The organism is Paramagnetospirillum magneticum AMB-1, assembly GCF_000009985.1.
Classification (GTDB): Bacteria; Pseudomonadota; Alphaproteobacteria; order Rhodospirillales; family Magnetospirillaceae; genus Phaeospirillum; species Phaeospirillum magneticum.
Genome location: NC_007626.1, coordinates 3,646,675 through 3,671,713 on the forward strand (window position 1 = coordinate 3,646,675; position 25,039 = coordinate 3,671,713).

General features: G+C 66.6%; 27 protein-coding genes. 17 read left to right on the top strand and 10 right to left on the bottom strand.

The genetic code is table 11. The features are described from left to right. The first annotated feature begins 445 nt into the window (after positions 1 to 445). Positions 446 to 1,891, top strand: coding sequence for a cytochrome c oxidase accessory protein CcoG (gene ccoG, locus AMB_RS16975; protein WP_011385715.1), 1,446 nt, complete (start codon positions 446 to 448; stop codon positions 1,889 to 1,891). A gap of 6 nt (positions 1,892 to 1,897) precedes the next feature. Here ccoG and AMB_RS16980 read toward each other — a convergent pair whose 3' ends face one another. The 5 genes from AMB_RS16980 to AMB_RS17000 all read right to left on the bottom strand — a co-directional run bounded on the left by AMB_RS16980 (position 1,898) and on the right by AMB_RS17000 (position 4,503). Next, positions 1,898 to 2,593, bottom strand: a complete 696-nt coding sequence (locus AMB_RS16980) for a Crp/Fnr family transcriptional regulator (protein WP_043744986.1) — start codon at positions 2,591 to 2,593, stop codon at positions 1,898 to 1,900. An 82-nt stretch (positions 2,594 to 2,675) separates the two neighbouring features. Next, positions 2,676 to 3,092: a DUF6691 family protein gene (locus AMB_RS16985; RefSeq protein WP_011385717.1), complete on the bottom strand. Its 417-nt coding sequence runs from the start codon at positions 3,090 to 3,092 to the stop codon at positions 2,676 to 2,678. After that, positions 3,089 to 3,505 carry a YeeE/YedE family protein gene (locus tag AMB_RS16990; protein WP_011385718.1) on the bottom strand — a complete coding sequence of 139 codons (417 nt, stop codon included), beginning with the start codon at positions 3,503 to 3,505 and terminating at the stop codon, positions 3,089 to 3,091. Before AMB_RS16990 ends, AMB_RS16985 begins: the two co-directional genes overlap by 4 nt. Further along, the gene (locus AMB_RS16995; protein ID WP_043744988.1) at positions 3,505 to 3,864 is read right to left on the bottom strand and encodes a carboxymuconolactone decarboxylase family protein; all 360 of its coding nucleotides are present in this window, start codon (positions 3,862 to 3,864) and stop codon (positions 3,505 to 3,507) included. The genes AMB_RS16990 and AMB_RS16995 overlap by 1 nt, the downstream gene beginning before the upstream one ends. A 306-nt stretch (positions 3,865 to 4,170) precedes the next feature. After that, on the bottom strand, positions 4,171 to 4,503 hold the full coding sequence (locus tag AMB_RS17000; RefSeq protein ID WP_011385720.1) for a hypothetical protein: 333 nt from the start codon (positions 4,501 to 4,503) through the stop codon (positions 4,171 to 4,173). Positions 4,504 to 4,718: 215 nt separating this feature from the next. Between AMB_RS17000 and AMB_RS17005 the strand changes: the two genes are divergently transcribed. Further along, positions 4,719 to 6,422, top strand: coding sequence for a hypothetical protein (locus AMB_RS17005; RefSeq protein WP_011385721.1), 1,704 nt, complete (start codon positions 4,719 to 4,721; stop codon positions 6,420 to 6,422). A 10-nt stretch (positions 6,423 to 6,432) separates the two neighbouring features. Here the strand turns inward: AMB_RS17005 and AMB_RS17010 are convergent, their stop codons facing one another. After that, the gene (locus AMB_RS17010; RefSeq protein WP_231848873.1) at positions 6,433 to 7,383 is read right to left on the bottom strand and encodes an ion transporter; all 951 of its coding nucleotides are present in this window, start codon (positions 7,381 to 7,383) and stop codon (positions 6,433 to 6,435) included. 254 nt (positions 7,384 to 7,637) lie between these two features. Between AMB_RS17010 and cobA the strand changes: the two genes are divergently transcribed. Continuing rightward, positions 7,638 to 8,408 (top strand): uroporphyrinogen-III C-methyltransferase, encoded by a 771-nt coding sequence (cobA, locus tag AMB_RS17015; RefSeq protein ID WP_011385723.1) that lies wholly within the window; start codon positions 7,638 to 7,640, stop codon positions 8,406 to 8,408. After that, positions 8,405 to 9,166: a CbiX/SirB N-terminal domain-containing protein gene (locus AMB_RS17020; protein ID WP_011385724.1), complete on the top strand. Its 762-nt coding sequence runs from the start codon at positions 8,405 to 8,407 to the stop codon at positions 9,164 to 9,166. The genes cobA and AMB_RS17020 overlap by 4 nt, the downstream gene beginning before the upstream one ends. 72 nt (positions 9,167 to 9,238) lie before the next feature. Here the strand turns inward: AMB_RS17020 and AMB_RS17025 are convergent, their stop codons facing one another. Both AMB_RS17025 and AMB_RS17030 read right to left on the bottom strand, forming a co-directional pair. Further along, the gene (locus AMB_RS17025) at positions 9,239 to 9,466 is read right to left on the bottom strand and encodes a DUF6967 family protein (protein ID WP_011385725.1); all 228 of its coding nucleotides are present in this window, start codon (positions 9,464 to 9,466) and stop codon (positions 9,239 to 9,241) included. Beyond that, on the bottom strand, positions 9,463 to 10,329 hold the full coding sequence (locus AMB_RS17030; protein ID WP_011385726.1) for a TauD/TfdA family dioxygenase: 867 nt from the start codon (positions 10,327 to 10,329) through the stop codon (positions 9,463 to 9,465). The genes AMB_RS17025 and AMB_RS17030 overlap by 4 nt, the downstream gene beginning before the upstream one ends. A 237-nt stretch (positions 10,330 to 10,566) precedes the next feature. Between AMB_RS17030 and dsrA the strand changes: the two genes are divergently transcribed. The 13 genes from dsrA to AMB_RS17095 all read left to right on the top strand — a co-directional run bounded on the left by dsrA (position 10,567) and on the right by AMB_RS17095 (position 22,610). Continuing rightward, the gene (dsrA, locus tag AMB_RS17035; protein WP_011385727.1) at positions 10,567 to 11,817 is read left to right on the top strand and encodes a dissimilatory-type sulfite reductase subunit alpha; all 1,251 of its coding nucleotides are present in this window, start codon (positions 10,567 to 10,569) and stop codon (positions 11,815 to 11,817) included. Between the two features lie 12 nt (positions 11,818 to 11,829). After that, positions 11,830 to 12,900, top strand: coding sequence for a dissimilatory-type sulfite reductase subunit beta (gene dsrB / locus AMB_RS17040; protein WP_011385728.1), 1,071 nt, complete (start codon positions 11,830 to 11,832; stop codon positions 12,898 to 12,900). A 12-nt stretch (positions 12,901 to 12,912) separates the two neighbouring features. Continuing rightward, on the top strand, positions 12,913 to 13,272 hold the full coding sequence (gene tusD / locus AMB_RS17045; RefSeq protein ID WP_011385729.1) for a sulfurtransferase complex subunit TusD: 360 nt from the start codon (positions 12,913 to 12,915) through the stop codon (positions 13,270 to 13,272). 4 nt (positions 13,273 to 13,276) lie between these two features. After that, positions 13,277 to 13,657, top strand: a complete 381-nt coding sequence (tusC, locus tag AMB_RS17050) for a sulfurtransferase complex subunit TusC (protein WP_011385730.1) — start codon at positions 13,277 to 13,279, stop codon at positions 13,655 to 13,657. 115 nt (positions 13,658 to 13,772) lie between these two features. Beyond that, complete coding sequence (gene tusB / locus AMB_RS17055) at positions 13,773 to 14,081, top strand: sulfurtransferase complex subunit TusB (protein ID WP_011385731.1); 309 nt, start codon at positions 13,773 to 13,775, stop codon at positions 14,079 to 14,081. Between the two features lie 38 nt (positions 14,082 to 14,119). Then, positions 14,120 to 14,452 carry a TusE/DsrC/DsvC family sulfur relay protein gene (locus AMB_RS17060; RefSeq protein ID WP_011385732.1) on the top strand — a complete coding sequence of 111 codons (333 nt, stop codon included), beginning with the start codon at positions 14,120 to 14,122 and terminating at the stop codon, positions 14,450 to 14,452. Positions 14,453 to 14,604: 152 nt separating this feature from the next. Continuing rightward, positions 14,605 to 15,330 (top strand): respiratory nitrate reductase subunit gamma, encoded by a 726-nt coding sequence (locus AMB_RS17065; RefSeq protein ID WP_011385733.1) that lies wholly within the window; start codon positions 14,605 to 14,607, stop codon positions 15,328 to 15,330. Between the two features lie 4 nt (positions 15,331 to 15,334). Then, entirely contained in the window at positions 15,335 to 16,837 is a 1,503-nt protein-coding gene (gene dsrK, locus AMB_RS17070) for a sulfate reduction electron transfer complex DsrMKJOP subunit DsrK (RefSeq protein ID WP_011385734.1), read from the top strand. A gap of 129 nt (positions 16,838 to 16,966) precedes the next feature. Continuing rightward, positions 16,967 to 18,922: an NAD(P)-binding protein gene (locus tag AMB_RS17075; RefSeq protein ID WP_011385735.1), complete on the top strand. Its 1,956-nt coding sequence runs from the start codon at positions 16,967 to 16,969 to the stop codon at positions 18,920 to 18,922. Positions 18,923 to 18,924: 2 nt separating this feature from the next. Beyond that, positions 18,925 to 19,299 (top strand): cytochrome c3 family protein, encoded by a 375-nt coding sequence (locus AMB_RS17080; RefSeq protein ID WP_011385736.1) that lies wholly within the window; start codon positions 18,925 to 18,927, stop codon positions 19,297 to 19,299. Then, the gene (dsrO, locus tag AMB_RS17085) at positions 19,296 to 19,991 is read left to right on the top strand and encodes a sulfate reduction electron transfer complex DsrMKJOP subunit DsrO (protein WP_011385737.1); all 696 of its coding nucleotides are present in this window, start codon (positions 19,296 to 19,298) and stop codon (positions 19,989 to 19,991) included. Before AMB_RS17080 ends, dsrO begins: the two co-directional genes overlap by 4 nt. Before the next feature lie 3 nt (positions 19,992 to 19,994). Then, on the top strand, positions 19,995 to 21,206 hold the full coding sequence (nrfD, locus tag AMB_RS17090) for an NrfD/PsrC family molybdoenzyme membrane anchor subunit (protein ID WP_011385738.1): 1,212 nt from the start codon (positions 19,995 to 19,997) through the stop codon (positions 21,204 to 21,206). A 192-nt stretch (positions 21,207 to 21,398) separates the two neighbouring features. Next, positions 21,399 to 22,610: a hypothetical protein gene (locus AMB_RS17095; RefSeq protein WP_231848874.1), complete on the top strand. Its 1,212-nt coding sequence runs from the start codon at positions 21,399 to 21,401 to the stop codon at positions 22,608 to 22,610. 196 nt (positions 22,611 to 22,806) lie between these two features. Here the strand turns inward: AMB_RS17095 and AMB_RS17100 are convergent, their stop codons facing one another. Together AMB_RS17100 and AMB_RS26190 are read right to left on the bottom strand one after the other, a co-directional pair. Then, complete coding sequence (locus tag AMB_RS17100; RefSeq protein ID WP_322095850.1) at positions 22,807 to 24,864, bottom strand: SLC26A/SulP transporter family protein; 2,058 nt, start codon at positions 24,862 to 24,864, stop codon at positions 22,807 to 22,809. Beyond that, positions 24,795 to 25,013 carry a hypothetical protein gene (locus AMB_RS26190; protein WP_050750752.1) on the bottom strand — a complete coding sequence of 73 codons (219 nt, stop codon included), beginning with the start codon at positions 25,011 to 25,013 and terminating at the stop codon, positions 24,795 to 24,797. Before AMB_RS26190 ends, AMB_RS17100 begins: the two co-directional genes overlap by 70 nt. Positions 25,014 to 25,039: the final 26 nt, after the last annotated feature.

Sequence of the window (25,039 nt, forward strand, 5' to 3'; positions counted from 1 at the left end):
GCCGGCCCAGCGGCCGACCTATCCTTAAGATTAGGCCATCATATCCCTATGGCGTATACCGCTCAACCATTCAATGCAGGCGTTCACATGGGCAACGGCACCAGCCGGCGGCGCAAATGACGATTCCGGACTGCGAATTGTCAATGCGCCGCCCCCTCCCGGCGCGTAGCCTGGGAAGGCTTCTCATGCGGGAAGGCCGGGGGCAGATCCCCTGTCCACAAGCGCCTCCGGCCCTTTCCCGCCTGATCGGCGACGCCGCGTTCCCGGTGGCGTCATGACAGCCTTGCCCTCCCTTGGCGTCATACCGACAAGGCCGCCGCACGCTCCCCGTCGGCGGCCTTGTTCGTTTTATAAAAATTCCAGACCCACCCTGCGAATTGTCAATGCGGCCCAAGGCCGCCACCGCCTAGGCTCGGCGGGCTAACCACAGCGAAAGAGCCCCCTCATGTCCATGCTCGGCAAGACGCCTCAGCCGTCCCCTGCCTGTTCCGCGACACCGGCCTACGCCGCCTCGGCCAAGATCCACCCCCGAGGCGTGAAGGGGCGTTACCGCAGCTTCAAGTGGTGGGCCAGCGTCCTGCTGCTGGCCTATTGGCATCTGGCGCCGCTGATCCGCTGGGATCGCGGCCCCGGGGCGCCCAGCCAGGCCATCCTGGCCGACATGGCGGGACGGCGCGGCTATTTCTTCTTCATCGAGATCTGGCCGCAGGAAGTCTACTTCCTGACCGGCCTGCTGTTCTTCGCCGCCATCGCCCTGTTCCTGATGACCTCGCTGGTGGGGCGCGTCTGGTGCGGGTTCCTGTGCTGGCAGACGGTCTATACCGATCTGTTCGTGGCGGTGGAGCGGCTGGTGATCGGCGAGCGCAACCAGCGCATCGCCTTCGACCGCGCCCCCCTGTCGGCGGGCAAGCTGGCGAAAAAGGCCCTGGTCAACGTCATCTGGCTGGCCATCGCGGCGGCCTGCGGCATCGGCTTCACGCTCTATTTCGGCGACGCCTTCGAGATGCTGCGCGACATCTTCACCGGTCAGGCCAGCACCGCGACCTATGGCGCCATCGCCGTGGTGGGGGGACTGTGCTTCCTGCTGGCCGGCTATGCCCGCGAGCAGGTGTGCATCTATATGTGCCCCTATGCCCGCTTCCAGTCGGCCATGTTCGACGAGCATTCGCTGATCATTTCCTACGAGGCCTGGCGGGGCGAGGCCCGCGGCCCGGCCCCGGCCAACCGCGACTTCACCGGACGCGGCCATTGCGTCGACTGCCTGGCCTGCGTCCAGGCCTGCCCCACCGGCATCGACATCCGCAACGGCAATCAGCTGGCGTGCATCGGCTGCGGTCTGTGCATCGACGCCTGCAATCAGGTGATGGACCGCTTCAAGCTGCCCCACGGCCTGGTGTCCTATGATTCCTCGGCCAATCTGGCGGCGCGCGGCGAGGGTCGCAGCGGCGGGCTGCGCCTGATCCGGCCGCGGACCCTGGCCTATGGCGCCATCCTGGCCCTGGTGGCCTCGGTCATGCTGTTCCGCCTGACCACGCGTCCCGACGTGGACGTCAACGTGCTGCACGAGCGAGCGCCGCTGTTCGTGCAGATGTCGGACGGCTCCATCCGCAACGGCTATGTCTACAAGATCCTCAACATGAAGTCCGAGGACCGGACCTTCAAGCTGCGCCTGGCCGGCATCGAGGGCGCCACCATCACGGTGGTGGGTGGCGAGGATTCCGTGGCCGAGGCCGAAATGCAGGTCCCCCGCGATTCCGTGGGCTCGTTCCGCCTCTACGTCACCATTCCCGCCGACAAGGTGGTGTCCAAGAGCATGCCGGTCAGCTTCCAGCTCACCGGACCCGGCCGCCAGGTCAAGACGGAAACCCTGTTCGCCGGACCCGACCGGTAAGCGGAGTCAGCCCTCGCCGGCGATGCCGTCGAGGGCGGCGAGATCGCGCTGGAACAGGTTCGGCGCGATCTCGGTGACCACGCCCAGGCGCTTGAATTCCGCCACCACCCGGCTGGCGGTTTCGGGCGTGATGCCCAGCAGCGCCCCCAGGTCCTCCCGCCCGAACAGGCGGCAATCGGGGGAGGTCTCGGGGGCCAGCAGCCGGAACAGCCGGGCCACCCGCTGCCGGGCGCTGCCGGTGGACAATTCGCGGGTGCATTCGTGGGAGCGCTGGACGGCGTCGTGCCACTTCTTCATTAGCTGGCGGTGCAGCTTGGGCGACAGGCGGGTCAGCACCTCGCGGGGGATGCGGCAGACCTTGGCGGGCGACAGGGCGACCGCCGCGTGCTCGTAGGCATCGGCCACCGTGGCCTCCAGCCCGGCCACGTCGCCCTGGCCCAGCAGGCTGACGATGCGGTGGCTGCCGTCGGGGAGATACTGTTCCAGCTTGAACAGCCCCTCGCGCACGGTAAAGGCGTGCCCAGCCTCCTGCCCCGGCTGGTAGAGGGCGGCCCCGGCCGGCAGGCGGATATCCTCGATGGGCAGGTGGATGACGCCGAAATCCTCACCCTTGAGGTCGGCGAACAGCACCAGGTCGCGGATAGAGCATTGCTCGCACGAGGCCAGCCCGCGCCAGGCCGCCTCGATCTCGTGGTCACGCATGGGATACCCGGCCGCTTTTCCGAGAAGGGCGGCAAGGATAACCCGCGGAAAGGCCGGGGAGGAATAGGCGATGTGACTCGCCCTACGCCTTTCCCCCGGCCAGCCGGGCCACACCCAGCAATCCGGCGACGAAGCCAGCCACGAAGACCAGCGCCACCGGATGGTGCAGGGAAACCGCCAAAGCGGGCGCCGGACACAACCCGGCCAGTCCCCAGCCGGCCCCGAAAACGGTGGAACCGATCAGCAGCCGGGCGTCGATCCGCGTGGGCGGCGGCGCGGGAATCTCGGCCCCCGCCAGGGTCCGGCCGCGGCGGCGCAGCAGCCACTGGCCCAGAAACGCCATGGCGACGGCGCCGCCCATGGTGGCGGTCAGGCGCGGGTCCCAATGACCGAAGAAATCGAGGAAGCCCACCACCTTGGCGGGATCGGTCATCCCCGACAGGGCCAGGCCGGCGCCGAACACCACGCCGATCAGCAGGAAGACAAGGGCGCGGCTCATGGATTGGGTACTCCCACCAGGGCGACCATGACGGCGCCCACCGCAATGAACAGGACCGTCGCCACCAGAGAACGGGGCGACAGGCGAGCGATGCCGCAGACCGAGTGGCCGCTGGTGCAGCCATTGGCCAGCCCGGCCCCCACGCCCACCAGCAGACCGGCCAGGGCGAGGCGCCCCGGCGAGGCGAAGGCGACGGCTGCGCCGCCCCCGGCCACGACCTGAACCAGCAGGGCGCCCAGCGGCAGCCCGATCACGAAGGCGACGGCCTCCAGCCGGCCGCCCAGGGCATTGCGCACCAGGCCGCTGACCCCGGCCACCCGGCCGTAGGTCAGCATCAGCCCGGCCGCCGCCAGCCCGATCAGCAGCCCGCCCGCCAGGGCAAGCCCCCAATCCATGGGCGACAGCGTCACCATCACTCGGCGGCCTGCTTCTTGGCCGCGAACTGGTCATAGGCCTCGAGCGCCAGGGCGCCGTACATCAGCGACGGCCCGCCGCCCATGTAGACCGACATGGCGATGGTCTCCATCACCTCGTCGCGGGTGCCGCCAAGATCCACCACCGCCTTGGCGTGGAAGGCGAGACAGCCGTCGCAGCGCGCTGCGATGCCCAGCGCCAGGGCGATCAGTTCCTTGGTCTTGCCGTCCAGCGCCCCATCGGCGGTCGCCGCCTTGGCCATGGCGGAAAAGCCCTTCATCACTTCGGGCACCCCACCGCGCACCTGTCCCACCATCTTGGACAGCCCGTTGGCCAATTCGTTCCAATCCTTGAGCATCACGCACCTCGTCCTTGGAATCATCACAATATGTTAGATGACTCTAATATATAGGGGTGGCGGCAGGATTCAAGGGCCGAGCGCAGGACTCGCCCCCGGCGGCCGCATGGCGGCATGCGTGGATCGGATGGCTGGCCTTGGCTCTTGGAGCAAGCTGTGGCGAAACCCCGCTTGCGTGGCAGGGCTACCACCCTGGCCCGTTCGGAGGCACCAGCTTTTCAAGAAACTAAAGGGTTCGGGAAGCTGGGCTTCCCGATTGGGGGATCGGGGGCAAACGCCCCCGAAGGGGAGCCTTTTCGCAGCCTGTTAATGCCCGGAAGGACGGGCCGGCGGACGGGCGGCGGGCGGCGGAGCGCTGGGGAGCGGGCGGCGGGCGGGACCTTCGTCGGCATCCTCGTCGGAGACCTTCTGGCGGACCACGAAGCCCTGCAGCGCCCAGCCGACCACATAGAATGTCCCCACCGAGAACCACAGGCCCGACAGGGCGAAGATCACCGCGCGATGCAGGGCGTCGTCGCCGGTCCCGAAGGTGCCCAAGGCCCACAGCATGGGCGAGATGAACAATATGCCCACCGCGCCCGCCAGTCCCAGGCGGGTCCAGCCGGTGGAGCGGATATAGGAAATCCTGTAGCTCGACATCTTCTTCGATCCTCCCCCGCCCATTCCCCATGGGGTTCTGGCCGGATTCTGGACGTTCGCGGCGCGAACCGCAACCCGCCTTATGTGTATGCCTATCCGTGATTATCCGAATAACCCCGTGACATAGTGTGTCGGCAGCGGCTATTTTTCAGTATCCATCCGAGACTGAATGTCTGGTCGGTGGGCATGAATACACGTGGCGGGCGAGGACCAGAATGGTCTCCAGTCGGGAAAACTTTGAAGTTCAGGTCAGCAAGGGCGGCCGTTGGGCGACGGAAACTGTCGTTCCAAAGGAGGTAGAGGCGCGAGCGCTCGCCAAGAAATTCCTGGCCGACAAGAAGTGCGAGGGTGCGCGCATCGTGCGCAACTGGATGCGCTCGGACGGCACCATGGACGAGACCGAGATCTTCGCCCAGACCCGTTCGGTCAATGACGACGGCCCGGTCCGCATCGCCCAGATCGACGAGGTCCCGGAAAAGTGCGAGACCCCCGACGAGTTCCTGGGGAATTCCGGCCGCAGCGTGGTCAACCGCATCTTCCGCAGCTATCTCGACAAGGCGATCCTGACGCCCACCGAGCTGATGCACAATTACAAGGAGCTGAAGCGGCTCCAGGAAAAGGACACCCTGGTGCCGTCGGCCGTGGATCGGGTGTCCCAGTTGCAGACCAAGGATTCCGACCAGGATTCCAAGTCGCGCAGCCAGGAGATCTTCAAGTCCATCGACGACATCTCGGCCCGCGCCAGGCGGGTGGAGAACCTTCAGTTGCCCAAGCTGGACGGCCGGTTCTCCGACGCCATCCGGGAGATCAGGGGCAAGGCGGCCGGCGAGGACGTCGACTATCTGGCCATGGTGCTGCTGTCGCGCGACCTGATCAACGCCCGCTCCTGGGTCGGCAAGCTCGAATTCCTGTGCAAGCTGGCGGTCGAGGATTCCGACCCCCATGCCGTCGAACTGCTGGACGGCGTTATCGCCGATGTGCTGGGCTCGGCGGTGGTGCAGGAAATCCTCGGCTGGCAGCCCGGCCTGGGCGCCGCCATCTGCCGCATGTTCGACCTGGCCGACGGCAAGTTTCCCACCGAGAAGAGCGAGGCCGGCGAATCCGCCGTTATCCTCAACCGCCTGTTCGGCGAGGCCAAGCTGCCCATCAGCCGCGCCTGCCTGCTGGACCGCGCCCACCGCCAGATCAAGTCGCCCAACCCGCTCTACCGCAGCCAGGAAGGCAAGGAGCTGGAGGAGTTGAAGAAGCTGGTGGACCGTGCCATGACGCCCACCGGCTTCATCTCGGGACCCGAGACCGCCGAGGCCCTGACCATCCGCTATTCCCGCCAGATCGAGCAGGGCGGCGCGGCGGGCCGCAAGGCCACGGTCAATGGCCTGTTCCGCATGCTGCCCGACCGCGCCCTGGGGCTGATCTATATCTGCAACCTGGCCGCCACCCCCTGGGGCGGCGACGCCATCGCCGATATCGCCGAGTTGGTGGATTACTGCCTGTCGGCCCGCCATCTGGGCGATTTCTGCCTGCGCTCCCTGCCACCCAAGGACAAGATGCTGCGTGCCACCCTGGCGCACAAGACCGCCGCCGCCACCACCGCCCTGCCGCCGGCGGTGCGTGAAAAGATCTGCGGCTTCATCGACACCATGCTGGAGGCCTATCTGGTCACCGAGCAGATCGTCGAGAAGCTGGACCACCAGGATTCCCACCTGCGCGACCGCGCCGTGCGCCTCGTCCAGTTCTGCGCCGCCGGCGTGCTGCCCGAGGGCAAGGCCATGAACCGCGCCCGCCAGCGCATCCTGGCCCTGCTGCGCCAGCCCAATTTCGACGCCCATTTTATCGACGGCTTCACCGACGCCGAGCGGGCGCAAAAGGCCCTGCGCGACTTCCACGTCCTGCTGGTCAAGGCCGGATTCGGGGGGTAGCGGGCTCCGCTCAATCCTCTTCCGGATGGGAATGCGGCCCGCGCAGCGGCTTGGCGCAATGGGGGCAAAGGTGCCCCGTTTCCACCGACTGGCGCAGGATCAGCGACGCTTCTTCCTCGGAGAGCTGCAGGCTGCGCCGCGTGCGGTCCAGCAGGCGACGTTCCGAGCGGTTGATGGAGCCGTCCTCCAGCGCCTTTTCCACCGCCTCGCGGTATTCCTCGCGGCGGATGCGCATCTGCTCGGAAAAGCCCGAGGCCAGAACACCGGCCGGCAAGGCGATCATGCCCACGCCCAGAATAGCGGTCAGCGCGCCCAGCATCCGCCCCAGCGGCGTGACCGGCACCATGTCGCCATAGCCCAAGGTGGTCAGCGTCACCACCGCCCACCACATGGAGGTGGGAATATCGCTGAACACATGGGGCTGGGCCCGGTGCTCGAACAGGTAGATCAGGCTCGACGTCAGCACCAGGATCACCATCATGACGAACAGCACCGAGCCGATGGAACGCGCTTCCTGGCGCGCCACCGCCGCCATGACGTTCATGGCCATGGAATAGCGGCCCAGCTTGAAGACCCGCAGCACGCGCAGCACGCGGATGGCCCGCAGGTCCAGCTCGACCACGATGCCCAGGAAGAACGGCAGCACCGCCAGCAGGTCGACGATGGCCATGGGCGACACCGCCCAGCGCAGCCGCCCCCAGACCGGATGGCGGAACTTGGGATCGTCCAGCTCCACCGCCGTCCACAGGCGCAGCACGTATTCCAGGCTGAAGATGGCCACCGAGGTCAGGTCGAAGGCGTGAAACACCGGCCCATGGGCGATGGACAGGTGCTCGATGGATTCCAGCACCACCGCCGCCACGTTCAAGACGATCAGGGCGATGAGGAAGGCGTCCACCATCTTGACCAGCAGGTCGGAATGGCCGTCGCCGCCCAGCATGTGGTAGACCGTGCGCCGCAAGGTCCGCCGCCGCCGCACATGCCGGTGGCCCGGATGCGGATGCCCCGGATGCGGGTGGGATGGTTGCGGCGGAGCGGAATGGCTTGGGGTCACAAAACGGCCGATGTCAAAGACGTCAATTTGCGCCACCATATCCGACCGCCCCCGGTGAGGGGAAGGGGCGGACGATGGCCGGGTTGGCCGGTGACGGAATTTCGTGGCGCCCAGGGCGCCCATTACTTTAGTGTAAGATAATATAAAGAGCGGGAGAGGCCATGAGCAAGGCCACGTCTGATACCAAGGCAGGGCGGGTTTTTCTGATCGGGGCGGGGCCGGGCGACCCCGACCTGCTGACCGTCAAGGCACTGCGCCTGATCCAGGGCGCCGGCCTAGTGGTCTATGACCGACTGGTCAGTAAGGAAATCATGGACCTGATCCCGGCCGCCGCCGAGCGCCTCTATGCCGGCAAGGCGCTGGGTAACCACCATCTGGTCCAGGACGAGATCAACGAGCTGTTGCTGCGTCTGGCGCAATCGGGCCGCGATGTGGTGCGTCTCAAGGGTGGCGATCCCTTCGTCTTCGGACGCGGCAGCGAGGAAGCCCTGTATCTGGCCCGCCACGGCATCGGCTTCGAGGTGGTGCCGGGCATCAGCGCCGCCGCCGGCTGTTCCACCTATGCCGGCATTCCGCTGACCCATCGCGGGCTGGCCACCGGCGTGCGCTTCGTCACCGGCCATCTGCGCGAGGACCGCTCGCTCGACCTGGACTGGGCCAAGCTGGCCGACCCGGACATCACCCTGGCGGTCTATATGGGTCTGCAGGCCCTGCCCGAGATCGCCGGGCGGCTGATGGCCGCTGGCCTGCCCGCCGACACCCCTGCGGCGGCGGTGGAAAGCGGCACCACGCCGCGCCAGCGCCGGGTGGTGGGAACCCTGGACACCCTGCTGGGCCTGACCCGCGAGGCCGGATTGCAGGCCCCCACCCTGCTGATCATCGGCAAGGTGGTTGGGCTGGCCGACGAATTGGACTGGTTCGGCAAGCCGTGACCCCCCAATCCTCCGCCCTGGTGCTGGTGGGACATGGCTCGGGCAACTACCCCGATGCCGCCAGGCCCATCCTGGCCCTGGCGGAGTCCATCCGGGCCAGAGGGCTGTTCGCCGAGGTGACGGCGGTGTTCATGAAGCAGGACCCGCCGCTCGCGGCCGCCCTGTCCCTGGTCCAATCCAAGACCGTGTACGTGGTTCCGGTCTTCGCCGGGCGGGGCTATTACACCGGCACCCTGATCCCGCGCGAAATTGGACTGACCGGTCAGGTAACCCTGCGCGATGACCGCCGGGTGATCTACACCGAGCCGGCCGGCACCCATCCCCGCCTGCCCGGCCTGCTGGCCTGCCGTGCCGATGGCGTGGCGCGGTCCTGCGGCTGGGCGCCGGGCGGGACCAGCCTGCTGCTGATCGCCCATGGCTCGGCACGGCCGGGCGGCGCGGGCGAGACGCCCCGCGCCATCGCCGCGGCCTTGGCCGCCATGAATCACTTCGCCGAGGTGGAGCTGGTCTTCCTGGAGCAGGAGCCCCTCGCCCGCCACTGGCCCGATCTGATCAAGGGCCGGCAGGTGGTGGCCCTGCCGCTGCTGGTGGCGCAAGGCCTGCACGCCGGCCGCGACATCCCGCCGCTGTTCAGCCTCTCCCAGGGCGAGACCGGCCCGGTGGCAAGCCACGGCCGCCAAGTCGCCCTGGCCACCGGCCTGGGCGCCGAGCCGGAACTGGAGGAAATCATCCTCGATCTGGTCCGGGGCACGGCCTGACAGGTCCCATTCCCCTACCCCACGGGGATCAAAGGGCCTCGGGCCCTTTGCGGGCGTGGGCGGAGCCCACAGCTATTTCGCGCCCCACTCCCCCATCACCGCCATCATCTCAGCCACCGTCTTCTCATCGAGATCGACGATGGTGAAGCGGGCGCGGCCTTCCTTGATGCGCATCCGCAGGATTCTCAGGCCGCTTTCGTGATCCACGGCGGAAAAGCTGATCTCGCGACTCCAGGGGGCCGCCAGGGTGGCGAGGTGAGTCACGTCTTCCTTGGCGAATTGGGGATCGTCGGTGGTCATGAAATCCTCTCGTGATAGCGGGCACGATACAGCAGGCGTGGACTGGCGGGATCGTCCTTGAAGGGTTCGCGGGTGTGCAACGGATTGTTGGAGACCAGCCCCTGGCCGGGCTCCAACACATGCTCGAAGATGTGGGGCGACGGCCCGTCCAGCAGGCGCCGGATGGCCGCCGCCGCCGGGGCGGCCGCCTCGGACCACACCACGTTGCGCGACCGCGCCGTATAGCGCATGTGCAGGCTTCCGTCGGCATTGACCGAGAACACCGGCCCCACGGTGGCCGGGCGGGTCAGCCCTTCCTCGTCATTGCCGGGAATGGTCATGGCGTCGGGCTGCATCAGTACCCGGATCAGCTCCGGGTCCTGATCGCGCAGCAGAATATAGAGCATCTCGTGGTCCATCAGCCGGTTGGCGCCGCCTTCGGCCGCCTTGCCGGCGCAATGGAGCAGCAGGGCGCGCACAATGCGCTCCGGCGGATTGTAATAGCCGTCGGTGTGCCAGGTGATGGGCCGCTCGGTGTAAGGGATATAGCGGGCGCGCTGGCCCTCGCGGTGCACGGCCAGGGGCGTGATGCCATCGTCGTCGGCCAGGGCATTGGCATCCAGCGTCGCCAGCCCCAGCCGGGCGCCCAGGGATTTCAGCGCCGCCTTGTCGTCGCGACCCGGCTTGGGCCGCTCGGCGTAGACCGCCATGTTGCAACGGCCGAGCCGGTCGCGCAGCGCCGCCAATTCGGCCCCACTCAGCGCGGCGATGTCGCCCACTTCGACGACCAGGTCACCCACGTCCCGAGGGGCGCGGGCCAGCCTGGACTCGCGCCAGCGCCCATATGCGTCCCGATCATCCAGGCGAAAATAGCTTGGAATCATTGGAATTTTTCCTCCCCCGCCATTTTCATGCGAATTCGCTAAAGAATCCACTTGGATCGACGCTGTCCATAATATTATCATCCTCGAATGTAACGAGCCGCATAGAACGGCCGGACAATCAGGAGAGGTCCGGGAGCAAAGCTTCCCAACGGATCAAAAAGTTGACCCAGCGTATTGCCGCGCCGTTTTGGCGCGCGTGCGAACGCGTAGTGACGACGGTGAGGGAGCGAAACAACAATGTCGAAGAAGATGCCGCCGACCCCCATGCTCGACCAGCTGGAAAGCGGTCCCTGGCCCAGCTTCGTGACGGGCCTGAAGCGTCTGGCCGAGGACGGGGACAAGCCCAGCGCCAAGATCATGAAGGGCCTGCTGGGCCAGCTGGAGCACAGCTACCAGACCCGCAAGGGCTATTGGAAGGGCGGCACGGTGGGCGTGTTCGGCTATGGCGCCGGCGTCATCGCCCGCTTTTCCGAGCAGGCGGCCCAGTTCCCCGAATCCTCGGAATTCCACACGCTGCGCATCATGCCGGCGCCGGGTTTCTTCTATGACACCAAGACGCTGCGCCAGATGTGCGACATCTGGGAGGAGCACGGCTCGGGCCTGATCGCCCTGCACGGCCAATCGGGCGACATCATGTTCCAGGGCTGCCGCACCGAGCAGGTGCAGCCCGCCTGGGACAAGCTGAACGAGATGGGCTTCGACATGGGCGGCGCCGGCGCCGGCGTGCGCACCGCCGCCTCCTGCGTCGGCCCGGCCCGGTGCGAGCAGGCCTGCTACGACACCCTGGCCGCCCATCGCGCCATCATCAACGACTTCACCGACGACATTCACCGTCCCTCGCTGCCCTACAAGATGAAGTTCAAGTTCTCGGGCTGCGCCAATGACTGCGCCAACGCCACCCAGCGCGCCGACGTCGCCATCCTGGGCACCTGGAAGGACGACATGCAGGTCGACCAGGACGAGGTGAAGGCCAAGGTCAAGCAATTGGGCCGCAAGGAATTCATCAACCAGGTGATCCGCATGTGCCCAACCCAGGCCTTAGGGTTGAACGACGACGACACCCTGGACGTGGACAACAAGTCCTGCGTGCGCTGCATGCACTGCATCAACGTCTGCACCAAGGCGCTCAAGCCCGGCAAGGAGCGGGGCATCTGCATCCTGGTGGGCGGCAAGCGCACGCTGAAGATCGGCGACCTGATGGGCACCGTCCTGGTCCCCTTCATGAAGCTGGAGACCGAGGAGGATTTCGCTGGTCTGGTGGAGCTGGCCCACAACATGCTCGATTTCTTCGCCGACAACGCGCTGGAGCACGAGCGCACCGGCGAGATGATCGAGCGTATCGGCCTGGTCAATTACCTGGAAGGCCTGGGTCTCGAACTCGACGTCAACATGATCAACCAGCCGCGCACCAACTCCTACATCCGCACCGACGGATGGGACGAGGAGGCCCGCAAGTGGGCCGAGCGCAAGAATTCGGCCGCCGAGTAGGAGACCAAGGATATGAGCGAACTTCGTCGTCCCGTCGAATGCGGCGTCCCGGATTCCAAGCAGTTCATGCATCCGGCCCTGGTCCGCAATTACGGCCAGTGGGCCTTCCACGACCGTCCCCGCCCCGGCGTGCTGCGCCACGTCTCGGACTCGGGCGAGGCGGTGTACACCGTCAAGGCCGGCACCCAGCGCCAGATGGACGTCCACACCATCCGCGCCCTGTGCGACATCGCCGACACCTTCTGTGACGGCCATGTGCGCTTCACCGTGCGCTCCTCGGTGGAATTCATGACCACCGACGAGGCCAAGGTGGCCCCGCTGATCGAGCGTCTGGAAAAGGACGGCTTTCCGGTGGGCGGCACCGGCAATTCGGTGGGCTTCATCAGCCATACCCAGGGCTGGCTGCACTGCGACATCCCCGGCACCGACGCCTCGGGCGTGGTCAAGGCGCTGATGGACGAACTCGTCGACGAGTTCAAGTCCGAGGAGATGCCCAACCGCGTCAAGATCACCACCTCGTGCTGTCAGATCAATTGCGGCGGCCAGGGCGATATCGCCATCAACGTCCAGCACACCAAGCCGCCGGTGATCAACCACGCTTTGGTGGCCGGCGTCTGCGAACGCCCGGCGGTCATCGCGCGCTGCCCGGTGGCGGCCATCCGTCCCGCCCTGGTGGACGGCAAGCCGTCGCTGGAAGTGGACGAGAAGAAGTGCGTGTGCTGCGGCGCCTGCTATCCGCCCTGCCCGCCCATGCAGATCAACGACCCGGTCCATTCCAAGATCGCCATCTGGGTGGGCGGCAAGCACTCCTCCACCCGTTCCAAGCCCATGTTCCACAAGCTGGTAGCGGCGGGCCTGCCCAACAATGCGCCCCGCTGGCCGGAAGTGGCCGAGGTGGTGAAGAAGATCCTAGCCGTCTACAAGGCCGATGCCCGCGCCTGGGAGCGCATGGGCGAGTGGATCGAGCGCATCGGCTGGCCCCGCTTCTTCGAGCTGACCGAGCTGCCGTTCACCAAGTACCACGTGGACAACTGGCGCGGCGGCCGGGCCAATCTCAACGCCTCGGCGCACCTGCACTTCTAGGAGAAATGAGCGATGAAATTCGCCATTCTGGTCAATGAAGGCCCCTATAACCATCAGGCCGCCGACAGCGCCTTCCAGTTCTGCAAGGCGGCCATCGACAAGGGGCACGAGATCTTCCGCGTGTTCTTCTATTACGACGGCGTCAACAACGCGACCAGCCTGGGCCAGCCGCCCAGCGACGACCGCAACGTGACCAAGAACTGGCAGAAGCTGGCCGAGGAGAACAAGGTCGATCTGGTGGTCTGCGTCGCCGCCGGCCTGCGCCGCGGCATCACCGAATCCAACCTTGCCCAGGGCTTCCGCATCTCGGGCCTGGGCCAGTTGATCGAGGCCGGCATCCATGCCGACCGTCTCGTGACTTTTGGGGATTAAAGCCATGGACGATATGGAAAGCGGCGTCGTCAAAAAGTTCATGTTCGTCAACCGCAAGCCCCCCCACGGCACCGTCTACGCCCTGGAAGTGCTGGAAATGGTGCTGATCTCGGCGGCCTTCGACCAGGATGTGCATCTGGCCTTCCTCGACGACGGCGTGCTGCAGATCAAGAAGGGCCAGACCCCCGCCGGCATCGGCGTCAAGAACTTCTCGCCCACCTACCGGGCGCTGGAGGGCTACGACATCGAGAAGCTGTACGTGGAGGCCGAAAGCCTGGCCGAGCGCGGCCTCACCGAGGACGACCTGCTGGTCGACGTGGAAGTCATCAGCCGGGCCGACATGGGCAAGCTGATGGCCGAGATGGATGTGGTTCTGACCGCGTAACTCCGAGGGGCGCAAGCCCCGAGGCAAGGGCAAGGCCCGCCGCGCCTTATGGCGCGAGAGCCAAGGGTTTCGCGAGAAACCCGCCCGGCGATTGAGGGACAAGAGGAATCGAACAATGAGCATACTGCACACCGTCAACAAATCCCCCTTCGAGCGGTCCTGCCTGGATGCCTGCCTGGGACACGCCCAGCCGGGCGATTCCGTCCTGCTGATGGAGGACGCGGTGATCGCCGCGCTGTCCGGCACCGCGTTCGAGGGTAAGATGGCCGATGCTGCCAAGACCCTGAAGCTGAACGTGCTGGGTCCCGACCTGGCGGCCCGCGGGCTGGACCCCGCCCGGGTGGTGTCCGGCATCAGCGTCGTGGATTACGCCGGATTCGTCGATCTGGCGGCTGAGACCAAGGCGACCAACGCCTGGCTGTAACTTCAGTACGCATCAAGAAGAAGCAAGGAGAGGAACACATGGCTTACACCAGCAACGGCGCCACCATCGAGGCTGATGAAGAGGGCTATCTGACCGACATCAACCAGTGGAACGAGGACCTCGCCGGGCAGATCGCCAAGGACGAGGGCATCACCATGAGCCCCGAGCACTGGGAAGTGGTCAACTTCCTGCGCGAATACTATGCCGAGTACCAGATCGCTCCGGCGGTGCGCGTGCTGACCAAGGCCATCGCCAAGAAGATGGGCCCCGACAAGGGCAACAACAAGTATCTCTACGAGCTGTTCCCCTACGGCCCCGGCAAGCAGGCCTGCAAGATCGCCGGCCTGCCCAAGCCCACCGGCTGCGTGTAATCACCAGCCTGTCATCCTGAGGGAGCCCTGCGACCGAAGGATCTCATCCTGGAAGGGCTCGGCCGATCCGGCACCGCCCTTCCAGACGGAGATCCTTCGCTTCGCTCAGGATGACAGCCTGATTTTGGTGCCTCCGGGTGAACGAGGGAACCTTGACGATCTTTTTCGCCATTCTCTTCAGCGTCTCGACCCTGGTCTTCGCGGCCGGGCTGGCCATGAAGATCGCCCAGTACGCCCGCACGCCGGCGCCGTTGAAGATTCCCACCACGCCGGCGCCCCTGACCAAGGGCGGCGTGGCGTTGCGCCTGGGCCGCGAGGCCCTGCTGTTCGAAAGCCTGTTTCGCGGCAACAAGCCCCTGTGGCTGTTCGCTTTTGTCTTCCACCTGGGTCTCGCCGTGGTCCTGATCCGCCACGCCCGGTATTTCGAGACCCAAGTGGGGCCGCTGGTCGCCCTGGTCCAGCCCCTGGCCCAACCGGCCGGTCTGGCCATGGTGGCCGGTCTGGCCCTGCTGCTGGTCCGGCGCCTGGTGGTCGAGCGGGTGCGCTATGTCACCGGCCCCTCGGACATCCTGATGCTGGTGCTGCTGCTGGGCATCGGGGTGAGCGGCATGCTGATGAAGTGCGTGGTCCATACGGACATCGTCGCGGTGAAGGCCTTCTTCACCGGCCTGATGGGGTTCGAGCTGCGCCCCCTGCCCGCCGATCCGCTGCTGGGCCTTCACCTTCTGCTGGTCTGCCTGCTGATGATCATCTTCCCGTTCTCCAAGCTGCTGCATGCGCCGGGCCTGTTCTTCAGCCCGACCCGCAACCAGACCGACAATCCGCGCGAGGTGCGCCATCTGGCCCCCTGGGCCGCCAGGCTGGAAGAGAAGGGCTGAAGACATGGCTGCCGCTCCCTTCGACATCCCCGCCCTGGGCGACCCGGCCGAGCATCCGATTCCGGCCTTGAAGCCGGGCGCCATGGCCGCCTCCAAGCCCTATGTGGCCGCCGAGGCGCACCAGCAGCCCCTGGGCTTTCCCGGCGAGTTGACCGAGGGCTGGGAAAAGCGCGCCGTCGAGCATATGGGCTCGCTGGTGTCCAAGTACCGCTCGCTGCAGGTCTACATGGACATCTGCGTCAAATGCGGCGCCTGCACCGACAAGTGTCATTATTTCCTGGGGACCCACGACCCCAAGAATATGCCGGTGGCCCGCGCCGACCTGTTCCGCAGCGTCTACCGCCGCTACTTCACGCCGGCGGGCAAGATCGCCCCCGGTCTGGTGGGCGCGCGGGACATGACCAAGGACGTGCTGGACGAGTGGTTCAACTACTTCCACCAGTGTTCCCAGTGCCGCCGCTGCTCGGTGTTCTGCCCCTACGGCATCGACACCGCCGAGATTTCCATGGCGGCCCGCGACATCATGGATTCCATCGGCCAGGGCCAGAAGTACTGCAACGAGATCATCGGCAAGGTCCACAAGATCGGCAACAATCTCGGCCTGCCCGCCCCGGCCCTGCTCGACACCCTGGAGGGTCTCGAGGAGGACATGCTGGACGATACCGGCGTGGCGGTGAAGATGCCCATCGACGTGGAAGGGGCCGAGGTGCTCCTCGTCACCCCCTCGGCGGATTTCTTCGCCGAGCCGCACGTCCTGGGCCTGATGGGCTATGCCAAGGTCTTCCATGCCGCCGGCGTGTCGTGGACCCTGTCCACCAAGGCCTCGGAAGCCGGCAATTTCGGCATGTTCATCGGCAATTACGACCAGATGAAGAAGATTTCCATGCGCATCCGCGAGGCGGCGCAGGAACTGGGCGTCAAGCGCATCATCTTCGGCGAATGCGGCCATGCCTGGCGCGTCGCCTACTCCTTCCTCAACACCCTGGCGGGGCCTTGGGACTTCCTCGATCCCCGCTATCCGGTGCCCCAGCATATCCTGGAATTCACAAACGACCTGATCGAGCGCAAGGGCATCAAGCTCGACAAGTCGGGCAATGACGGCATGGTTCTCACCGTCCACGATTCCTGCAACGTGGCACGGGGTGCGCGCATGGGCGACCGGCCGGGCGGCCAGTTCACCATCCCGCGCGCCGTGATCCAGGCCAGCGTCCCCAAATTCGTCGACATGCATCCCGACACCATCTGCGACAAGACCTTCTGTTGCGGCGGCGGCGGCGGATTGCTGACCGACGAGCTGATGGAACTGCGCGTCAAGGGCGCCAGCCCCCGCATGGAAGCCTTGAAGGACGTGGTGGACAAGCAGGGCGTCACCCACATGGCCGCCATGTGCGCCATCTGCAAGGCGCAGTTCACCAAGATCCTGCCCTATTACGACTTCGACCGGGAAATGGTGGTCAGCGTTCACCAACTGGTGAGCAACGCCATCATCCTGGGCGACAACGACTAAAAGTATTCCGAGGGGCGACAACGCCCCGAGGCAAGGGCAAAGCCCGCCGCGGCTTATGCCGCGAAAGCCAAGGGATGGGAACCAGCCCGCCCGGCGACTGAGGGACTAGAAACGAGAGGGAGAGCACGCATGGCCGCCAAGACCAGCGCCGAGACCACCACCGAGGGGCGGAACTTCCGCCGCTACCAGGACGGCGATTTCACGCCCAAGCACTGGCAGGAAGAGATCTTCAAGGCCGGCTGGTCGCATAAATGCCCGACCTATGTGCTGCGCACGCCGCCCTGCTCGGGCTCGTGCCCCTCGGGCCACGACATCCGCGGCTGGCTGGACATCGTGCGCGGCGTGGAAAAGCCCCCGGCCGGCATGGCCTGGCAGGAATACGCCTTCCGCCGCATGGTGGAGGCCAATCCCTTCCCCGCCGTCATGGGCCGCGTCTGCCCGGCACCGTGCGAAAGCGGCTGCAACCGCAACATGGTCGAGGAGCATGTGGGCATCAATTCGGTCGAGCACCATATCGGTGACTGGGCCATCGCCAACAAGCTGACCTTCCCCAAGCCCGAGCATGAGACGGGCAAGCATGTGGCGGTGGTGGGCGGCGGCCCGGCCGGCCTGTCGGCGGCCTATCAGCTGCGCCGCCAGGGCCATGCCGTCACCCTGTTCGAGGAAAAGGCCGAGCTGGGCGGCTATGTGCGCTACGGCATCCCCGGCTACCGCACGCCGCGCGAGGTGCTGGATTCCGAAATCGGCCGCATCATCGATATGGGCATCACGGTGCGCACCCAGTGCCGCATCGGCACCGACATCACCGTCTCGGAACTGGAAGAGAAGTACGACGCCATCTTCTGGGGCATCGGCACCCATGCGGGCCGCGGCCTGCCCATTCCCGGCTGGAAGGACACCGTCAACTGCGTGTCGGGCGTCGCCTTCCTCAAGGCCTTCAACGAGGGCCGGCTGCAGCACGTTCCCGGGCGCATCATCGTGGTGGGCGGCGGCGACACCTCCATCGACGTGGCCTCGGTGGCGCGCCGCCTGGGCCATATCGACACGGTGTCCGAGCAGGACCGCGCCGACAACGTCATCCTGGGCCATGTGGCCCACGACGTGGCGGCCACGGCGCGGCGCGAGGGTGCCAACGTCACCCTGACCTCGCTGTTCCCGGTGGAGAAGATGTTCGCCGCCCAGCGCGAGATCGACGACGCCAAGCGTGAAGGCGTGGACATCCGGGGCGGCATCATGCCGCTGGAGGTGATCCTGGGCGCCGACGGCCGCGCCACCGGCCTCAAGCTCTGCCAGTGCACCATGGAGGGCATGATTCCCAAGCCCGTCGAAGGGACCGAGTTCGTCCTGGACGCCGATCTGGTGGTCTCGGCCATCGGCCAGAGCGGCGATCTGGCCGACCTGCCCGAGATGGACAACGGCAAGGGCTTCATCAACGCCGACAAGGCCTATCGCGTGCCGGGCAAGCCCAAGCACTTCGTGGGCGGCGACGTGGTCAAGCCGCATCTGCTGACCACCGCCATCGGCCACGGCCGCGTGGCTTCGGCCGGCATTGCCGAATTCCTCGACCACGGCGACGTGGCCAAGCGCCCCAAGGTGGACGTGCACCACTTCAACCTGCTGGCCAAGCTGCACGAAAGCAACCTGGACCCGGCGCCCTACCAGCCCGGCCCGGTGCGCGGCACCTTCGAGGCCAAATTCGCCGTGCACAATTTCGAGAACCGCTCGGCGGAGCAGATCATCCCCCATGACGACCTGTTCCTGGGGCATTTCACCCGCACGGCGCGTCACCATCGCCACGAAGTGCACATCGACGCCGACAAGGTCATCGGCAATTTCGACGAGCGCCTGCTGACTCTCACGGATCAGGAGGTCATCGACGAAGCCAAGCGCTGCATGTCCTGCGGCCTGTGCTTCGAGTGCGACAATTGCGTGGTGTTCTGCCCCCAGACGGCGGTCAGCCGCGTCAAGAAGAGCGAGCGCACCACGGGGCGCTATGTGGAAACCGATTACGCCAAGTGCATCGGCTGCCATATCTGCAAGGATGTCTGCCCCACCGGCTATATCCAGATGGGGTTGGGGGAATAGGGATGCTGGCAAGGCTGCTCCTGGGAGTACTGATGATGCTGGGAGCGGCGGCGGCCACGGCCGCCGATCTGCCGGCCCTGCCCAAGGCCAAGGGCGAGGCCTGCATCGCCTCGGCCGAGGTGATGCGCCGCGACCACCCCGACATGCTGAAGCATCAGCGGGACGAGACGCTGCGCCTCGGCATCCGGGGCGCCAAGGCGTCGCTGAAGGAATGCGTGGCCTGCCACGCCACCCAGGCCGCCGACGGCCACGCGGTGCCGGTCAACGATCCCGGCCAGTTCTGCCAGTCCTGCCACGCCTATGCGGCGGTGAAGCCCGATTGCTTCGAGTGCCACGCGACGACACCTAAAACCACCATCAAGGAGGCGTCGCGATGATCAATCGCCGTCACCTGCTGCTGGCCTCCGGCGCCATCCTCATCGCCGCCCCCGCCGCCGCCCGCGAGGCGGGAAAGCCTGCCACCGCCGCCCAGCGCTGGGGCCTGCTGATCGACACCGGCAAGTGCGGCGCCGAATGCACAATCTGCGTCGAGGCCTGCAAGGCCGAGATGGGCCTCGCCGGCCACGACCGGCCGCGCACCGACGCCCAATACATCCGCAAGGTCAACGTCAAGGACCCCGCCACCGGCGCCGGCCATTCGGTGCCGGTGATGTGCCAGCACTGCGCCAAGCCGGCCTGCGTCGACGTCTGCCCCACCGGCGCTTCCATGAAGCGGGCCGACGGCATCGTGCTGGTGGATCGCCACATCTGCATCGGCTGCCGCTACTGCATGATGGCATGCCCCTACAAGGCGCGAAGCTTCGCCCACGAGGAACAGACCGGCCAGCAGCCCCATCTGCCGCGGGGCAAGGGCACGGTGGAGGGCTGCACACTGTGCGTCCACCGCATCGACGAGGGCCGGCTTCCCGCCTGCGCCGAGGCCTGCGCCGCCAAGGCCAAGGGCGCCATGCTGTTCGGTGACCTCAACGACCCGAAATCGGAGATCGCCCAGCGGGTGGCCCGCGAGGCCACCACCCGCATCCGCGCCGATCTGGGGCTGGAGCCCGCCATGCGTTACCAGGGGATCTGAGCCATGAGCAGCACCACCACCTACACTCAAGTGCGCCCCTACACCCGGGGCTGGCTGGCCCTGATGGCGGCCCTGGGCGCCGTGATCGCCGTGGCGCTGGGCGCCGTCTTCCACATGGAGCACCAGGGCCACTGGGTCACCGGCATGACCAACCAGGTGGTGTGGGGCCTGCCCCACGTCTTCGCCGTGTTCCTGATCGTCGCCGCCTCGGGGGCGCTGAACGTCGCCTCCATCGGCTCGGTGTTCGGACGCCAGGAATATCAGCCCCTGGGCCGGCTGTCGTCCCTGCTGGCCGTGGCCCTGCTGGCCGGGGGACTGGCGGTGCTGGTCCTCGACCTGGGACGGCCCGACCGGCTGTTCGTGGCCATGACCCACTTCAACTTCAAGTCCATCTTCGCCTGGAACGTCATCCTCTATTCCGGCTTCATGGCCGTGGTGGCGGTCTATCTGTGGACCATGATGGACTGGACCAGGAAGCGCTTCTACAAGCCGGCGGCCCTGGCCGCCTTCGGCTGGCGCCTGATCCTGACCACCGGCACCGGCTGCATCTTCGGTTTCCTGGCGGCGCGAGAGGCCTATGGCGCGGCGGTGATGGCGCCCCTGTTCATCGCCATGTCCTTCGCCTATGGCCTGGCGGTGTTCATCCTGGTCCTGTCGGTGTCGTTCAAGATGACCCGGCGGCCCCTGGGCGACGAGGTTTCCACCCGGCTGCTGCGGCTGCTGGGGCTGTTCGTGGCGGCGAATCTCTATTTCACCGCGCTGTTGCACGTCACCCAGCTCTATTTCGCCGGACGAAGCGGCGTGGAATCCTTCATCCTGCTGCAGGGCGGCCTCCACACCACCCTGTTCTGGGTCGGGCAGGTGGGATTGGGCGGCATCCTGCCCCTGGTCATCGCCTATGGCGGCTGCGGCCATGCCCCGCGCAAGCGGGCCATGATGGCCTCCATCCTGGTGGTGCTGGGCGGGCTGGCCCAGGTCTGGGTGATCATCATCGGCGGCCAGGCCTGGCCGCTGGACCTGTTCCCCGGCATGGAGGCGTCGTCCACCTTCGCCGACGGCCATGTCCACGACTATGCCCCCAGCGCCTGGGAGACCATGCTGGGCCTAGGCGGCGTTGCCATCGCCCTGGTGATCACCACCCTGGGCGTGACGGCCCTGCGCCTGCTGCCGGCCGGGCTGGGAGAGACAACCAGTTCGTGCGCCGGTCATAAGTAGGACTCCTATGCCGCACACAGACTGAAGTATGTATTTATTAACAAATTGTTGCTGTTTGTGCTAAAAATCTTCCAAACTAACCTTTGGGATAAGGGCAGGTAGGTATCACTTCCCGGGGGGGACAGTGTGAGCGCAAGCAGCAAAGCCCGTAGAGGGCCGGAAACGTCGCCGCAGGATGATGGACTGGACGCCGTGCGCAATACGTTGCGCACGCAGGTCTCGGAGATTCTTCGCGTCAATCTCACTCAGCTTTCCGCCATTCCCCAGCATCTGGTCTATGACCACATCCTGGACACGCCCGACCTGTTGCACGAATGCTTTCAGGTCTTCCGCAATCAGCCCGACCTGTTCCGCAAGGTGGTGCTCCGCAAGGACAAGCGTCCCGCCACCGAAGGCGACGAGGAGCTGTGGTGCGGCCGGACCCTGGATCACGTGGTGGCGCTGGTGGTGCGGGCCTCGGCCAAGCGCTATTTCCGCGAGGCCATGCCCGCCCCCACCCCGCCGCCCGTGGTGGTCGAGGCCCCGTCGCTGCTGCACAAGACCGCCATCAAGCTGGGCATCAAGAAGCCCGCCCACCGCGCGCCCTACGTGACGCCGCAGGGGCCGGGCGACAAGCTCTACAACATGTTCCGCGACAATCTGCGTTTCGAATGGCAGGTTCCGCTGATCCCCAGCTATTCGGCGCTGACCCCCAGCATCGTCCGAGTCCTGGGGCCACGCATCCTCAAGCTGCGCGAGGCCACCCAGATCGACATCCTGGCCGCCGAGGGGCTTGGCCCCGACGGGCGCCTGCCGCTGCTGCTGGAAGATGCCCGCCGCCTGCGGGCCGTGGATGGCAGCATCGATTCCAACGCGCTGATGGAGGCCTTCACCAAGCAGGGCCTGAACGCCATCTTCCCCGACCTGGACGACGTGGCCCTGCGCAAGGCGGTGTCCCAGATCGCCGTGATGGAAAACAAGGCGGTGGACATGATCTTCCCCGCCCTGGAATACGCCCTGAAGCCGGTGACGGTGTTCCTGTTCACCGCCTACGCCAAGCTGGACATCAAGGGCTTCCGCCAGGCCTTCGGTCCTCACTGTGCCCTGTGGGCGGTGCAGAAGCTGGCCAAGCACCTGGAAACCCAGCGTCCCTGGCCGCGGTCCATGCCGGGCATGAAGTCGGCCAGCATCGCCGCCATGGCCTATGCCATCGACCTGGACAGCGGCATGCCGGCCAGTGCGCCGGTCCGTCAGGCGCCGCAAGCGGTGACCGGCGTGCCCAGCAATGCCGCCGTCCCCTCCATGGCCTCGGCGGCGCCGCCGCTGCCGCCCTCGCTGAAGAAGGCGCCGGCGGCGAAGTCCAACGCCGATCTGGAGCGGGCGTCCCGCCGGGCCAAGCCTCTGGCCAGCGCCGGCGCGCGGTAAGATCTTCCCGTCGTCCCTTGGCCTGCGCCGGGGATGACGGCCTGGGGCAGTAGCCCCGACCCGGATTGGAGACCATGTCTCCAAACCTCTCTTTTGCTTATTCATAAAATCAAAGGGGGACCGTGGCATCGCGCCCCGGGCGGGCGCGGGCAACAGCCCGCCAGGCGGCGGATCGGACGTAACTGGCCGCCCGACCCTACCCCCGCAGCGCGTGGATTTCCGACACGGTGGCCCGCAGCCGTCCGGCCAGATTGAGGGCCACGGTCTCCACCAGCCGGAAGGCCATGGCGGGGTGATCCTCGCCCAGGGCCAGGAAGCCGTCGCGGCCCAGCACATAGACCTCCACCTCGGTCAGGGCCAGGGCATCGGCGGCATGGTTGGCGCCGTCCAGGAAGCCGATTCCCCCGATGATCTCGCCGGGGCCGCAGGTGGCCAGGTGATAGTGCTCCTTCTTGTGGATGGGCAAGGTGATCTTGACGGTGCCGCGCCGGATCAGGAACAACTCGTCGCCCGAGCTTCCCGCCTTGAACACCTTCTTGCCCGCATGGACCGGACGAAGCGTCACGGCGGCATTCAGGTCCTTGATGGCCTTGGGGGACAGCCCGGCGAACATGGCCATGTCGGGGATGTCGAGAACCAGATCCTCCCCCTGGGGCGCCCCCTTGGCGGCGTTGCGCTGGCCCTCCACCCATTCCAGGGCCTCGTCCAGCTGGCGGAAGGCGAAGGCCTTGTTGGTGGGACGCACCACCCCGGTATCCTTGAGGAAACGCTTCATCTTCAGGCCGCTGGGCAGGCCCTTGGGGATGTCGCAGAACACCAGATAGGCGTCGTTCTCCTCCAGCCGGTCCTTGATCTGCTCCAGCACATGGGTGGCGGTGAGGTCCAGGGACTGCACCCGGCGCATGCTGAGAATGACGAACTTGCGGGTCTGGGTCTCGGGCTCCAGGGCGGCATGCAGCTGGCTGGCGGTGCCGAAGAACAGGCTGCCCTGCAATTCGAAGACGACGGTGTCGGACGGCCCCTCCTCCGCCCCCTCCGCCTCTTCGCCGGAACGCTGGCGCTTGGAGAAGAGGTGGTTGCCCTCGATGCGGTTGCGGACCACGGTGCTGCGGGTCTGCTCGCGGATGAACAGCAAGATGGCGAAGGCCACTCCCACGCCCGAGGCGGCGATCAGGTTGACGAACAGGGCGACCACGATCACCGCCGTGATCACCAGGAAATCCAGCCGCGTGGCCGGCGTGTTGAAGAAGGCCAGGGAATGCCGGTCGATCATGCGAAAGCCGATGACCATCAAGATGGAGGCCAGGGCCGCCACCGGCACCCAGGCGATCACCGGCGACAGCACCAGGAAGGCCACGAAGCACAGCGCCCCGGCCATCAGGCCCGACACCCGGGTATTGGCGCCGCTGCTGACATTGATCAGCGAGGCGCCCATGGTCCCGGCTCCGGGCACGCCGCCCACCAGCGCCGAGGCGACGTTGCCGATGCCCTGGCCCACCAGGTCGCGGTTGGGATTGCTGCTGGAACTGGTCATGGCGTCGAGGACGACGCAGGTCTTCAAGGTGTCGATGGACAGCAGCGCCGCCAGGGTCAGGGCGGGGACGATGACCTCCAGCAGGATCGAGGGCTCCAGCGCCCCCAGGGAGCGCCAGTGCTGGCCGATGGTCGCTCCCACCCCGAAGCCTCCGGCGGAAATCCGCCCCACCAGAAGCAGGTTCCCCTCGACCTCCAGCAGGGCCGGATCGAAGGCCGCAAGGCCGAAATAGGCGGCAAGGCCCGCCGCCAGGGCCAGGATGGCCGGCGGCACCGCGCGGGTGAAGCGGGGCGTCAGCACCATCACCGCCATGACCACCACGCCGACGACGATGCTCTGCCACGCCCACAAGGCGGGCAGGCGCAGCGCCGCCCACAGGCTTGGCCCACCGGGCACGCCGAGAAACTTGGGAATCTGGCTGCCGATGATGATCAGGCCGACGCCGCTGAGATAGCCGCAGACCACGGGATAGGGAATGAACTTGATCAGGCGGCCGACCCGCAGCAGGCCCAGGATGATCTGGAACAGCCCGGCCAGAAGGGCGGTCAGGCCCAGAAGCAGGACGATGCTGCCGGCGGGCAGCCCCTGTTGGGTAAAGGTGATGGCCAGGGCGGACAGCATGGCCGCGGCGGGGGCGCAAGGGGCGCTGATCAGCCGGGCGCTGCTGCCGAAGGCCGGGGCCAGCAGCCCCAGGGCGGTGGCGCCGAGAATGCCGGCCAGGCGCCCTGCGCCGCCAGCGAACCGCCCAGCGGCGCGAAAATGGTCACGCCGAAGGCGATGGCCGAGGGCAGGGCCACCAGCATTGCGGCGAGCCCGCCCCAGGCGTCTCCCGTGAATTTCACGCGGTTATAGGCTGTGTCCAGAGCCATCCCACCCCCATCGACCGGCCTACCCT